The sequence below is a fragment of the Streptosporangium sp. NPDC049046 genome (assembly GCF_040649155.1).
GTDB lineage: Bacteria > Actinomycetota > Actinomycetes > Streptosporangiales > Streptosporangiaceae > Streptosporangium.
This window is the reverse complement of the sequence record NZ_JBEZEZ010000009.1, coordinates 75,889-89,030: the sequence shown is the minus strand read 5'-3', so window position 1 is coordinate 89,030 and position 13,142 is coordinate 75,889. Positions and strand designations below refer to the sequence as shown.

General features: G+C 69.7%; 9 protein-coding genes. 5 read left to right on the top strand and 4 right to left on the bottom strand.

Features of this window, described 5'->3' with window-relative positions:
- Nucleotides 1-489: 489 nt before the first annotated feature.
- The gene (locus tag AB0B96_RS14760) at nt 490-2,670 is read right to left on the bottom strand and encodes a transglycosylase domain-containing protein (RefSeq protein WP_362898875.1); all 2,181 of its coding nucleotides are present in this window, start codon (nt 2,668-2,670) and stop codon (nt 490-492) included.
- Nucleotides 2,671-2,772: 102 nt separating this feature from the next.
- Complete coding sequence (locus tag AB0B96_RS14755; protein ID WP_362899194.1) at nt 2,773-3,252, bottom strand: Lrp/AsnC family transcriptional regulator; 480 nt, start codon at nt 3,250-3,252, stop codon at nt 2,773-2,775.
- A 102-nt stretch (nt 3,253-3,354) separates the two neighbouring features.
- On the opposite strand from AB0B96_RS14755, the gene hppD reads away from it, so the two are divergent.
- The 3 genes from hppD to AB0B96_RS14740 all read left to right on the top strand — a co-directional run bounded on the left by hppD (nt 3,355) and on the right by AB0B96_RS14740 (nt 6,789).
- Nucleotides 3,355-4,464, top strand: coding sequence for a 4-hydroxyphenylpyruvate dioxygenase (gene hppD / locus AB0B96_RS14750; RefSeq protein ID WP_362898873.1), 1,110 nt, complete (start codon nt 3,355-3,357; stop codon nt 4,462-4,464).
- Nucleotides 4,465-4,565: 101 nt separating this feature from the next.
- Nucleotides 4,566-5,243 carry an RDD family protein gene (locus AB0B96_RS14745; protein ID WP_362898871.1) on the top strand — a complete coding sequence of 226 codons (678 nt, stop codon included), beginning with the start codon at nt 4,566-4,568 and terminating at the stop codon, nt 5,241-5,243.
- Between the two features lie 73 nt (nt 5,244-5,316).
- The gene (locus AB0B96_RS14740; protein ID WP_362898869.1) at nt 5,317-6,789 is read left to right on the top strand and encodes a M1 family metallopeptidase; all 1,473 of its coding nucleotides are present in this window, start codon (nt 5,317-5,319) and stop codon (nt 6,787-6,789) included.
- Nucleotides 6,790-6,852: 63 nt separating this feature from the next.
- Here AB0B96_RS14740 and ilvA read toward each other — a convergent pair whose 3' ends face one another.
- The gene (gene ilvA, locus AB0B96_RS14735) at nt 6,853-8,061 is read right to left on the bottom strand and encodes a threonine ammonia-lyase (RefSeq protein ID WP_350949979.1); all 1,209 of its coding nucleotides are present in this window, start codon (nt 8,059-8,061) and stop codon (nt 6,853-6,855) included.
- Nucleotides 8,062-8,185: 124 nt separating this feature from the next.
- A complete protein-coding gene (locus tag AB0B96_RS14730; protein ID WP_350950017.1) occupies nt 8,186-9,367 on the bottom strand; it encodes an FIST N-terminal domain-containing protein in 1,182 nt (393 codons plus the stop codon).
- Nucleotides 9,368-9,728: 361 nt separating this feature from the next.
- Between AB0B96_RS14730 and AB0B96_RS14725 the strand changes: the two genes are divergently transcribed.
- Both AB0B96_RS14725 and AB0B96_RS14720 read left to right on the top strand, forming a co-directional pair.
- The gene (locus AB0B96_RS14725) at nt 9,729-11,126 is read left to right on the top strand and encodes a sigma 54-interacting transcriptional regulator (RefSeq protein ID WP_350949980.1); all 1,398 of its coding nucleotides are present in this window, start codon (nt 9,729-9,731) and stop codon (nt 11,124-11,126) included.
- 9 nt (nt 11,127-11,135) lie between these two features.
- A complete protein-coding gene (locus AB0B96_RS14720; RefSeq protein ID WP_350949981.1) occupies nt 11,136-13,079 on the top strand; it encodes a hypothetical protein in 1,944 nt (647 codons plus the stop codon).
- Nucleotides 13,080-13,142 lie beyond the last annotated feature (63 nt).

Here is a 13,142-nt window from a genome sequence, read left to right as displayed (position 1 = left end):
CTCGGGTTGCGGGTGGGTCGGGTGTGCGCTGCGGCTGTTTTCCGGCTGATCCGAGGTGCGCGCTCCGGTGGGCGGGTGCTCCGGCCGGCCGTCTCAGTTGCTCCCCGGCGTTTCAGGCCTCCGGCCTGCTCGGGCGCGACGGTTGCGGGCTTTTATACGCCGGCCGGAACACCCACCCACCTCCGCGCACCTCCACCCCGCCGTACCGTGTGCGGACCGTAGTCGCTCACTCTCCGGCCGCCCAGCGCGCTCTCCGGTGCTGAAGCCCTGGCGACGGGACCGCTCAGGGTCGATCGCCGTAGCTGACGCGTGTCTCACGCACCACTTCAGGGTCGATGCCGTAAGAAACCACTGCGGGGTCGATGCCGTAAGGACCGGCACGGCGTCAGCGAGGAGAACTCGACCGGCCGTTCCTTCATCAGGTGCGGGTGGCATGGTCGACGTCACCAGCAGGTGGAAGACACCGACCGGTTCGGTTTCCGGACCGGGTCATTCGCCCAGGCCGGGGTCGCCGAGCCTGCGGCCCAGGTCGTCGACACCGAAGTCACCGCCCCTGTCTCCTCGGTCTCCCCTGCTGCCTCCGCCGCCATCGCCGCCGAGGTCCTCACCCCTGCCTGGCCCGGGACCGTCCGTTCCTCTGCCGGTGTCCTCGGGGGCCGAGGTCTGGTCGGGGCCTGGAGTCTGCTGATCGGGGGTGGCGCTCTGCTCGGGGCCGGGGGTGGCCGCCTCGTCGGGGCCGGGCGTGGTCGTGTCCTGACCGCCGGTCTGGTCGTCGCCGTGCTGGTCGCCCGAGCTGTAGTCGTACGGGGCGTAGCCGTAGTTGGACGGCTCCTTGAACTCCTTGACCGGCTTGCCCTCCATCGCCTCGGTCATGAAGGCCCGCCAGATCTGCGCGGGGTAGGAACCGCCGTACAGGGCACTGCCGTTCACCGTCACCGGCTTGTTGTCGTCACGGAACATGTCGACCGCCACGGCCAGTTGCGGGGTGAACCCGGCGAACCACACGGCCGCCGACTCGTCGGTGGTGCCCGTCTTGCCCGCCACGGGACGGTCGTAGAGGCGGGCGGCGGAGCCGGTGCCCCCCTCCACGACCTGGGTGAGGGCGTAGGTGGCGTCGACGGCGGCCTGCTCGCCGAAGGCACGCTTGCCCTTGGTCGAGCTCTTGACGACGTTGCCCTCGGCGTCGGTGACCGAACGGATCACGTGGGCTTCGCGGTGGACGCCCTCGGCGGCGAAGGCGGCGTAGCCCGAGGCGTTCTGCACGGCGCTCACCGAGGCCACGCCGAGTGGGAGCGTGGCGGCGCCCCGGTGCGGGTCGAGCTGCTTGCGGGGGATTCCGACGCTTTCCGCGACCTTGACGACCTTGCTCAGGCCGACCTTCTGGCCGAGGTCGACGAACGCGGTGTTCACCGAGCTCTGGGTGGCCTTGACGAGGTTCACCTCGCCGTAGGAGTAGCCGCCCGAGTTGGGGATGTCGGCGGAGGCGATCCTGAGCGGGGAGTTGCCGTCGACCCTGGTGTCGAGGCCGAAGCCGTTGTCCAGGGCCGCGGCCAGCGTGTACGTCTTGAACGTCGATCCGGCCTGCACCTTGGCCGAGAAGGAGTTGTCGAACTTGTTGGCGGCGTAGCTGCGTCCGCCGTAGAAGGCCACGACCTCACCGGTGGCGGGGTCGACGGCGGCGAGCCCGGTGCGGACCTTCTTGGGGGTGTCGTCCGGCAGGATCGAGGTGACGGCACGCTCGGCGGCGGCCATCAGGTTCTTGTCGAAGGTCGAGACGATCTTCAGCCCGCCCTGGTTGATGACCTCGTCGGTGTAGCCCCTGTTTTTCAGCTCGGCCGTCACCTGGTCGAGCATGTAGCCCTCCTGCCCCTTGGGCGCGAAGATCGCCTTGGGCTTGCGGAGGGTGGGGAAGGTCAGCGCGGCGGCCTCCTCCGAGGTGACGGCCCCGGTGGCCACCATCCCGTCGACCACCGACCTCCAGCGGTCCCTCGCCGCGTGCAGGTCGGGGCCCCGCGGGTCGGCGAACCTGGAGGGCTGCTGGATCACCGCGGCGAGGTAGGCGCCCTCGGCGACACTCAGCTTGCTCACGTCCTTGCCGAAGTAGGCGCCGGCCGCCGCCTGGACCCCGTCGGCGCCCCGGCCGAAGTAGATCGTGTTGAGATACTGCTCCAGCACCCAGTCCTTCGACTTCGACTGGTCCACCTTCAAGGAGATCATGACCTCCTTGAGTTTCCTGATTATGGAACGTTCCTGGCTGAGACCGCTGTAGTAGTTGCGGACCATCTGCTGGGTGATCGTGGAGCCACCCTGGAGCTGCCGGCCGCTGATCGTGGACCACATGGCGCGGAAGGTGCCGGAGAGGGAGACGCCCTGGTCTTCGTAGAAGGAGCGGTTCTCCGCGGCGATGACCGCGTTCCGCAGGCTCTGCGGCACCTTGTCGAGGGTCACGCTCTTGCGGTTGACGCCCTGTCTGGCCAGCACGGTCTTGCCGTCACGGTAGTAGATCACCGACCCCTGCGCGGTGGCCCTTGGCTGCGTGCTGTCGGGGATGGGAGTGATCGCCCACACCACCCCGAGCAGGCCGATCGCCGAGATGATCCCGACACCGAAGACGATGAGTGTGATTCTCAGGAGTTTCCTCCTGCGACTGCTCGTCCCGCCCTTTGACACGCGTGACCCCCCGATAGGACCCGCCGCTGACCCCCGACGGTTGCGGACCGTTAAGGGTAAACGATGGATAACGGTGTCTGGCCCCTGCTTGGCATGGTACGGCTAGCCCCTCCCCTTGCGCGGGACATCGGCCACCAAAGGCAGAACACGGTATGGCACAGGGGTGTCCAAGGCGATCACCGACGAGGTTCTGACCACGCCCCGGACGTCAACGATCAGGTCAATTACCCGCTGCAGGTCGGCATTGCTGCGTGCCACCACCCGGCAGTGCATGTCGTCACCGCCGGTGATCGTGTGCACCTCCAGCACCTCGGGAATGGCGGCGAGCTGATCGGCGACCGGATCGTACCCGCTGACCTGGCGGATCTGCAGGGTGACGAACGCCATCACGTCGTAGCCGAGCGCGGCGGGGTCGACGTCGGGGCCGAACCCGGTGACCACCCCCCGGGCGGCGAGCCGGTCGAGGCGTGCCTGCACGGTCCCCCTCGCCACACCGAGCCGCCGTGAGCACTCCAGCACCCCCAGCCGGGGCTCCGCCGCCAGCAGGGCGATGAGCCGGGCGTCGAGCTGGTCGATCGTCATGATGTACAGATGCTCCGCGATGGACGGCGAGTAGGTGTGCATATTGTCTGGTCTTCGAAGACAGTGTTGCACAAACAGCCCAACAAAACAGACAGTATTCGCATGAGCGACAACTTTCCTGTGAACGGTATGGACTGCGTGGTCTTCGCGGTAGGCAACGCCAAGCAGGCCGCCCACTACTACTCCACCGCGTTCGGCATGCGGCTCGTGGCCTACCGAGGCCCGGAGAACGGCAGCCGCGACGAGGTGGCGTACGTCCTCACCTCGGGCTCCGCCAGGTTCGAGTTCCGGGGAGCGGTGCGGCCCGGCACCGGGGTCGCCCGCCACGTCGCCGAGCACGGCGACGGCGTGATCGACCTCGCCATCGAGGTCCCCGACGTGGAGGCCGCCTATGCCCACGCGCTCGCCCAGGGCGCGCGAGGGCTCGTGGAGCCGCACGTCATGGAGGACGACCAGGGCAAGGTGGTGACGGCCGCGATCGCGACGTACGGCGAGACCCGGCACACCCTGGTCGACAGGTCCAACTACAGCGGCCCGTACCTGCCCGGCTACGTCGCGGCGAAGCCCCTGGTGGCGGCCCCCGACGTGCGCAACGGCCGCCTGTTCCAGGCCGTCGACCACTGCGTCGGCAACGTGGAACTCGGCAGGATGGACGAGTGGGTGGAGTTCTACCGGCGGGTCATGGGCTTCACCAACATGGCGGAGTTCATCGGCGACGACATCGCCACCGAGTACTCGGCACTGATGTCCAAGGTGGTCGCGGACGGCACCCGCAAGGTGAAGTTCCCGCTCAACGAGCCGGCGATCTCCAAGAAGAAGTCACAGATCGACGAGTACCTGGAGTTCTACGGCGGCCCCGGCGTTCAGCACATCGCGCTCGCCACCAACGACATCCTGAGCACGGTCGACCACATGCGCGAGGCCGGTGTGAGCTTCCTGGACACCCCCGCCTCCTACTACGACGACCCGGAGCTGCGCGCCCGCATCGGTGAGGTCCGCGCGCCGATCGAGGAGTTGAAGAAGCGCGGCATCCTGGTCGACAGGGACGAGGACGGCTACCTGCTGCAGATCTTCACCAAGCCGGTGCAGGACCGTCCGACGGTGTTCTTCGAGCTGATCGAGCGGCACGGCTCACTCGGCTTCGGCAAGGGCAACTTCAAGGCGCTCTTCGAGGCGATCGAGCGCGAGCAGGACCTGCGAGGCAACCTGTAACCGGCTTCCTCCCCACGTCCAAAGGCGAGGTCTCCGCACTGAAAGGAACACGATAACCGTCCTTGGCTTTGCGATGGCGCCCCTGAGGTGATCATCCTTGGATGGGATCACTACCGCCACCGCCGGATGACCGGGGATCGGACCCGTGGTCCGATCCCGAGCCGCTCAGGCCGGGCCACGAGGGCTCGAACCCCGCTTCGGGCCCCGGGCACGATCCCCGCCCCGGCCAGGGGCCCGGCTTCGGCTCCGACCTCGGTCCGGGCCATGGCAGGGAACACGGCCGGGGGTTCGACCCCGTCTTCGGCTACACGGCCGAGGGGTATCCGCCCGGTGATTTTCCCCCCTCGGACGCCATGAGGCTGGGAGGCCGCTGGCGCCGCCTCTTCGCGGGAATCCTCGACCTTCTCATCGTCGGGCTCATCTCCTCGCCCTTCACCTACCGGACCGTCAACACCGTCACGGGCGCCGCGAGCGGGCTGTCGGTGCAGGTACCCTACGCGGAGACCTTCCTGGTCACGGTGATCGGCTTCCTGTACTACTGGCTGCTGACCGCCTACTGGAACGGGCAGACGCTCGGCAAGAAGATCTTTCGGCTGCGCGTGACGGACACCGAAGGGCGGAGGGCCGGTGTCGGACAGGTCGCGCTGCGCGAACTGGTCTCCTGGCTGATGTACTCCACCTGCTGCCTGGGCTGGATAGATGTGGCTTTCATCCTTTTCCACCCACGCAAGCAGGCCGTGCACGACCTCGCCGCCAAGACGCTTGTCATAGACGCCTGATCGACGCAGGTCGGTCGCGTAGTGTGCCATTCCACGGGGCTCGGCCGTCCGGCCGGGAAAGGGGCTTTAACGCATGGCGTCCAAACGGCTGGCCGCGGCGACCGCCGCTCTTCTCAGCACGCTCGCGACCGTTGGCACGGTCGCCTGCTCGACGTCGAACGGGGAGAGCGTCCCGCCGACGGGCTCCGTGAAGCCGGTCGCCTCCGACGTCGTCGCCGGTGGCGGTGGTGGCGGTGAGGCCGCACCCGGCACCGCGGGGATCGGCGACCCCGACTTCCCCACCGACGGCAACGGCGGCTACGACGTCGGCCACTACGGGCTCAAGCTGAGCTACGACCCGCCCTCCAAGCACCTGTCGGGAGTGACCAGGATCGAGGCGCGGGCCACCCAGAACCTGGCGAGCTTCAACCTCGACCTCTCCGGCTTCACCGTGAGCCGGGTCACCGTGGACGGCAAGCCCGCGAGTTTCGGCAGGGCGGGGACCGAGCTCAGCGTCACCCCGGCCGCGTTCATCCCGAACGCCGCCGCGTTCACCGTCGAGGTCGCGTACGCCGGTGAGCCCAAACCGGTCAGGGGTTCCTCCAACCTGGGCACGTACGGCTTCATCCCGACCAAGGACGGCGCGTTCGTCACCTGCCAGCCCAACGGCGCCAAGACCTGGTTCCCCGGCAACGACCACCCCTCGGACAAGGCGAGTTACGACTTCGAGATCACCGTTCCCGCCGGGCTGACCGCGCTGGCCAACGGCGAGCTCGTCGGCACGCCGAAGAGCGCCGAGGGCAAGACGACCTTCCAGTGGCGGGAGAGCCACCCGATGGCGAGCTACCTCGCCACCGTGACGCTGGGCAGGTTCGAGATGCTCCAGGGCACGACCCCCGGGGGTGTGAAGAACCTGGCGGCCGTCGATCCGAGGTTCCGCGGTTCGCTGAAGAAGCTGTACGACGTGTCGGGCAGGGTCACCGACTACTGGAGCACGGTCTTCGGCCCCTACCCCTTCTCCTCCACCGGAGGCGTGGTCGACGACTTCCCCGCCGGTTACGCGCTGGAGAACCAGACCAAGCCCATGTACGGCGGGTTCGACCCCGACGACGCCATCATCGCCCACGAGCTCGCCCACCAGTGGTTCGGCGACAGCCTCAGCATCACGCGCTGGAAGGACCTGTGGCTCAACGAGGGCTTCGCGACCTACGCCGAGTGGCTCTGGTCGGAGCACGAGGGCGAGGCCACCGCCGAGCAGCTCTTCCGCAGGCACTACGGCGCCGGGGCCGAAGATCCCATCTGGGGCTACACCCCGGGCCAGGCCAAGCCCGACGACCTGTTCAACGACTCCGTCTACACCCGGGGCGGCATGACGCTCCACGCTCTCAGGCAGCGGATCGGCGATCCGGCGTTCTTCAAGCTCCTCAAGGAGTGGAACACCACCCACAGGTACGGGAACGTCACGACCCCGGAATTCGTCGCGATGGCCGAGAAGATCTCCGGCAAGAAGCTCGACGCCCTCTTCGACGCCTGGCTGTTCACCGCGAGGAAGCCCACCACCTGGTAGGAAGGCCGCCCTGGTCAGGGCGGTCGTCCTGGCCGGGAAGGTCGTCCGTCCACTGCCGCGCCCTCACGTGACGATGATCTTGTATCCCTCGACGCGCAGGGAGCCCAGCACCTCTTCGGAGTGCACCGGCCCCTTGGTCTCCATCTGGAGCTGGACCTCGACCTCCCCCAGGTGCATGCCCAGCCGCCCGTGCACGATGTCGAGCACGTTCGCGCCGAGTTCCGCCAGCCGCGACAGCAGCGCCGCCAGCGCGCCCGGCCGGTCGGAGAGCCGGACCCGCAGGGTGAGATAGCGCCCGGCGGCGGCCAGGCCGTGCCTGAGGACCTTCGCCATCAGCAGCGGGTCGATGTTGCCCCCGGAGAGCACGGCCACCACCGGCGGCTCGAAGACGTGCGGGTGGGCCAGGATCGCGGCCACCCCGGCCACGCCCGCGGGCTCGACGACCTGTTTGGCGCGTTCGAGGCAGAGCACCAGCGCCTGGGAGATCTGGCTCTCGGTGACGGTGACGACGCTGTCGACCAGATAGTGGATCAGTTCGAAGGGCAGCTCGCCCGGACGGCCCACCGCGATGCCGTCGGCCATCGTCGAGGCGGGCCTGACCTCCACCGGATGCCCGGCGGCCAGCGACGCCGGATAGGCGGCGGCCCTCTCCGCCTGGACCCCGACGATCCGCACGCCCGGCCGCAGCGACTTGACCGCGAGCGCCACCCCGGCCGCCAGCCCGCCCCCGCCCAGCGACATCACGATCGTGCCGACCTCGGGCAACTGCTCCACGATCTCCAGCCCGATCGTGCCCTGCCCGGCGATCACGTCGGGATGGTCGAACGGATGGATGAACACGGCCCCGGTCCGTGTCGCGTGCTCCCGCGCCCGTTCCAGCGCGACGTCCACGGTCTCGCCCGCGAAGAGCACCTCGGCGCCGTACGAGCGGGTCGCGGCCACCTTGGGCAGCGGCGCCCCCAGGGGCATGTAGACCGTCGCCCCGGCGCCGACCAGCCCCGCCCCGAGCGCGACCCCCTGCGCGTGGTTGCCCGCGCTGGCCGCGACCACCCCCCGACGCCGCTCCTGCTCGGTCAGCCCGGCGATCCTGACGTACGCCCCCCGGATCTTGAACGACCCGGAGCGCTGCAGGTGCTCGCACTTGAGGTGGACGGGCCCGCCGATGATCTCGGAGAGCACGTGGGAGTGGAGCAGGGGGGTACGCAGAGCGACGTCGGCCAGCAGCTCACGCGCGGCGACCACGTCGTCGTAGGTCACCTGGGTGCCTGACATGCGGATCATCGTACGACGAGCGCACCCACAGTCCGGACGGCGCGGTGGTCGCGGGAACCGGAGGTCCGGCACTCTCAAACTCATCGCCGACTTCAGGCGACGAACAGCTCAAGATCGGCTGAGGTCAGGAGCCGCCGGCCGGTTGGTGGGAGGAGAAGACCAGGACCGAGGCGGTGAAGCCGTGGACGTGGTTGTGGCCGCCCACCGGGCCCACCTCTCCCGCGGCGAAGAACCCGGCCACCCCGATGGGACCCAGGGTGTCGCGGACGGCGACGGCGTCGTGGTCGGCGCTGCCGAACATGGCCGAGCCCCGGCCGTTGCAGGAGAACAGCAGCGCGCCGTCCACCCGGCCGAACTCCGCGCGGTGCGCGTCCAGCAACTCGTACAGGTCCTCGTCGGCGGTGGCGGCATCGCGGACCTGGAAGCGGACGGTGCGGCCGATCTCGACGACGTCGCCGATCGCCACGGCCTCCCGCTCGGGGTCGATGCCGAGCACGCCCCGGATCAGGAAGTCGCCGCGCTCGTGCTTCTCGGCGTACTCGTCCATCGCGACGCCGATCTGCAGGCCCGAGGCGACCAGGTCGCGGTCGTCCTCGTCCAGGGCACTGACGATCTCCTCCAGCCGCGCCAGGGCGGGCTGCCCGGCGAGTTCGAGCAGGAGGTTGTCCTCGACGGAGGTGACCGTCATCGTCGGGCCGATCGGGCGGCAGCCCTGGCTGACCACGGTGCTGACGTTGAGGGCACCGCTGAGCAGCACCCCGACGGCTCCCTCGGTGTGGATCTCCCCGTCGGCGAACAGCCGGACCGCGCCGCGGCCCTGGATCGCGTTGGCCAGGCCGCCGATCAGGGGAAGATTTCCCATGACCTCCTCGGAGCGCTCGACGAAGCCGTCGGTGGGGAAGCTGTAGGGATCGGCGAGCAGGATGGCCGCGTGATCGTCGGGGGCGCGGTCGGGCAGACCCACCACCACGAAGCGGTCGTCGGCCCTCAGCGTGTCGAGCGCGAAGGTCGTCAGCCGGGCCCCGCCCAGGGAGGCGGCCCAGGCGCTCACCGCGGGGGTGACCTCGACCCCCTGCCCGTCGCCGATGACCCCGGTGGCGCTGCATCCGAGGACGGCGGCGCCGGGGGCCATGCTCATCGCGCGCAGGCCCGCGCGGGAGACGTCGTCGGGATCGTCGCCGCAGATGAAGAAACAGAGCAGGTCGGCCGGTCCGGACAAGCCGGACAGGGCTTGGCGTACCGCCGCCTCGGCCGCGGAGACCAGATCGGCCCCCACCGCGAGGCCGTCGGCGAAGCGGCTCGTCATCAACGCCACTTGTCTCGCCTCTCCCTCTTGTCCCTCGTCGTGTGGCTCGCCGGAGAGCGTCCGGATCTCGTCCGAAGCCCGTCCTGAAGCCCTGAAGCCTGCCATGAACCGTTGTGAACCGACGTTAGCCGAGAGCGTGAGGCCCGTCAGTGCCGTGCGACCGCGAATGCCGAAGATCCCACGTGGCGGCCCCTTCCGGGGGTGCCCCGGCTCCCGGGCGGGGGAACCGGCCGATACCTTGTCTTGGAGCGATTCTCCCCACTGGGGAGACAAGCACTCACGTTGTCCCTCACGCAATCGTCAAGATCCGAAAGAGGGATGAGAGTGCCGGATCGGGCGTTGTGGACGTAGGCTCGGTCCCGTGCCTCAAATCCCAGAGCCACGTACTCTGCGCGAGCTGCGCGCGAGCGGCCATATTCACCGTACGGTAAAGGCCGAGATCCGTGAGAATCTCCTGACCCGCCTGCGGGCAGGAGAGCCGCGGTTCCCCGGCATCGTGGGCTTCGACGACACCGTCCTGCCATACCTGGAGCGAGCGCTGCTCGCCGGGCACGACCTGGTCCTGCTCGGTGAGCGAGGGCAGGGCAAGACCCGGCTGATCCGCACCGTGACCGGGCTCCTCGACGAGTGGACCCCTGCCGTCGAGGGCTGCGAGATCAACGACCATCCCTACGAACCCTCGTGCGTCCGTTGCCGCCGCCTGGCCGACGAGATGGGCGAGGAGCTGCCGATCTCCTGGAAGCACCGGGACGAGCGGTACGGCGAGAAGCTCGCCACCCCCGACACCTCCGTCGGTGACCTGATCGGCGACATCGACCCGATCAAGATCGCCGAAGGGCGTACGCTCGGCGACCCGGAGACCGTCCACTACGGCCTGGTCCCCAGGAGCAACCGCGGGGTGTTCTCCGTCAACGAGCTGCCCGACCTGGCGGAGCGCATCCAGGTCTCGCTGCTCAACGTGCTGGAGGAGCGCGACATCCAGGTGAGGGGCTACAACCTGCGCCTGCCCCTGGACATCCTGCTGATCGCGAGTGCCAACCCCGAGGACTACACCAACCGCGGCCGGATCATCACCCCGCTGAAGGACCGCTTCGGCGCCGAGATCCGCACCCACTACCCGCTGTCGATCGAGACCGAGCTGGTCCTGATCCGCCAGGAGGCCGCGCTCGACCAGGTGGGCGCCGACCTGCCCGACCACCTGATCGAGGTGATCGCCCGCTTCACCCGGCTGGTCCGCGAGTCCACCGCGGTGGACGCCCGTTCCGGGGTCTCGGCCCGCTTCTCCATCGCGGCCGCCGAGACCGCGGCCGCCTCCGCCGTACGGCGTGCGGCGCTGACCGGCGAGGATCACGCGGTGGCGAGGGTCGCCGACCTGCCGGGGATCGTGCACACGCTGCGCGGCAAGGTGGAGTTCGAGGTCAGCGAGGAGGGCCGGGAGACCGAGGTGCTCGCGCACCTGCTGCGCAGGGCGGTGGCCGAGACGTTCCGCGGCACGCTCGGCGGCAGCGACCTGAACCCGCTGCTGGAGAAGTTCTCCGAGGGCGTCCAGGTCGAGTCGGGCGTGGCGGTACCCGCGGGCGAGCTGCTGCGCAGGGTCGGCCCCGTTCCGGGCCTGGCAAAGATCATGTCCCAGCTCGGCATCGGCGACGAGTCCCCCGGGCACGCCGCCGCCGCGCTGGAATTCGCCATGGAGGGCCTCTACCTCCTGCGTCGGCTGTCCAAGGACGAGGTGGACGGCACGACGGTCTACCGCACCTGAGGTGTCCGCATGAGCTATCGCTATGGCGAATACCGGGACGGGCCCGACCCGCTCGCCCCGCCGTACGACGTCCGTTCCGCGCTGGACCGGATGGGTGACGCGATCCTGTCCGGCTCCAACCCGTCCCATGCCCTGCGCGACCTGCTCAAGGAGGGCCTGCCGGGCGCGCAGGATCGTCGTGGCCTTGAGGAGCTTCTCCGCGAGGTGCGAAGGCGGCGCCGTGAGCTGCGCGAGCGCGGCCGTATCGACGGCACGCTGGAGCGGGCCAGGGCGCTGCTGGACAAGGCGATCGGCCAGGAGCGGGCCGAACTGTTCCCCGACCCCTCCGACGAGGCCCGGCTGCGCGAGGCGGAGCTGGCTGCTCTTCCCGACGACACGGCGAGCGCGATCCGGGAGCTGGGCGCCTACCGGTGGCGCTCGGCCGCCGCCGGGCAGACCTTCGAGGAACTGCGCGACCTGCTGCGCAGGGAGGTGCTCGACAGCCAGTTCCGCGGCATGCGGCAGTCTCTGGCCAACCCCGACCCGGCCGCCATGGAGCGGGTCAGGGAGATGATGTCCGATTTGAACGACATGCTCGACCGGGATGCCCGGGGTGAGCACACCCAGGCCGACTTCGAGCAGTTCATGTCGAAATATGGGGACATGTTCCCGGAGTCGCCCCGGAACCTGGAGGAGTTGGTCGACACCCTGGCCCGGCGGGCGGCGGCCACCCAGCGCCTGCTCGCCTCCCTCACCCCGGCCCAACGCGAGGAGCTCGACCACCTGATCGAGCAGACCCTCCAGCAGGCCGGGCTGGACGAGCAGATGCGCCGCCTGGGCGAGTCCCTCCACGCCCGTCGTCCGGACCTGGCCTGGAACACCCCCGAGCGGCTGAGCGGCGACGAGCCGATGGGGATGTCCGACGCCGTGAGCGCGCTGGACGAGCTCGCCGACCTGACCCAGCTGGAGGCCGCGCTCCGCCAGGACTACCCCGGCGCCCGCCTGGACGACATCGACGAGGCGGCGATCCGGCGCGCCCTGGGCCGCTCCGCCGTCGACGACCTGGAGGCGCTCAGGCAGGTCGAGCGCGAGCTGGAGCAGCAGGGCTACCTCCTGCGCCGGCGCGGCAAGCTGGAGCTCACCCCCAAGGCCGTACGACGCCTGGGAGAGACCGCGCTGCGCCGCGTCTTCTCCTCCCTGGAGAGCGGGCGCCGCGGCGACCACGACCAGGTGGACGCGGGCTCTGCCGGTGAGCTCACCGGGTCATCACGGCCCTGGCGGTTCGGCGACGAGCAGCCGATCGACGTGGTCCGTACCGTGATCAACGGGGTCCGGCGCGGCGGGGGCGGCGCGGTCACCCTGTCGGTCGACGACTTCGAGGTCGCCGAGACCGAGCGGCGCACGGCGGCCGCGGTGTGCCTGCTGGTCGACCTGTCCTACTCGATGGCGCTGCGCGGCACCTGGGCCGCCGCCAAGCAGACGGCGATGGCGCTGCAGGCGCTGGTGGCCTCGAAGTTCCCCCAGGACTCGGTGCAGATCATCGGCTTCTCCAACTACGCCAGGGTGCTGCAGCCCGACGAACTGGCGGGGCTGGAGTGGGACATGGTCCAGGGAACGAACCTGCACCACGCCCTGCTGATCGCCGGACGCCACCTGGACCGCCACCCCGACTTCGAGCCGGTCGTGCTCGTGGTCACCGACGGCGAACCCACCGCCCACCTGCGGCGCAACGGCTCGGCGGCCTTCGAGTGGCCACCGACCCAGGAGACGCTGGAGCTGACCCTCGCGGAGGTCGACAAGATGACCCGGCGCAGGGCGACGCTCAACGTCTTCATGCTCGCCGACGACGAGCGCCTGAAGGAGTTCGTGAACGAGGTCGGACGACGCAACGGCGGCCGGGTCTTCTCCCCCGGCGCCGACCGCCTGGGCGAGTACGTCGTCAGCGACTTCCTGCGGGCCCGCCGCACCCGCTGAGACGGGCCCGGGGTGATCGGACTCCCGGCCCGAGGCGGACCAGGCGTTGACGTGTTCCTGCGG

What these genes read in the sequence shown, in the direction of transcription:
- AB0B96_RS14755 (WP_362899194.1), bottom strand. Translation starts at nt 3,252, where the DNA reads ATGACGATCGACCAGCTCGACGCCCGGCTCATCGCCCTGCTGGCGGCG.
- hppD (WP_362898873.1), top strand. Translation starts at nt 3,355, where the DNA reads ATGAGCGACAACTTTCCTGTGAACGGTATGGACTGCGTGGTCTTCGCG.
- AB0B96_RS14745 (WP_362898871.1), top strand. Translation starts at nt 4,566, where the DNA reads ATGGGATCACTACCGCCACCGCCGGATGACCGGGGATCGGACCCGTGG.
- AB0B96_RS14740 (WP_362898869.1), top strand. Translation starts at nt 5,317, where the DNA reads ATGGCGTCCAAACGGCTGGCCGCGGCGACCGCCGCTCTTCTCAGCACG.
- ilvA (WP_350949979.1), bottom strand. Translation starts at nt 8,061, where the DNA reads ATGTCAGGCACCCAGGTGACCTACGACGACGTGGTCGCCGCGCGTGAG.
- AB0B96_RS14730 (WP_350950017.1), bottom strand. Translation starts at nt 9,367, where the DNA reads ATGACGAGCCGCTTCGCCGACGGCCTCGCGGTGGGGGCCGATCTGGTC.
- AB0B96_RS14720 (WP_350949981.1), top strand. Translation starts at nt 11,136, where the DNA reads ATGAGCTATCGCTATGGCGAATACCGGGACGGGCCCGACCCGCTCGCC.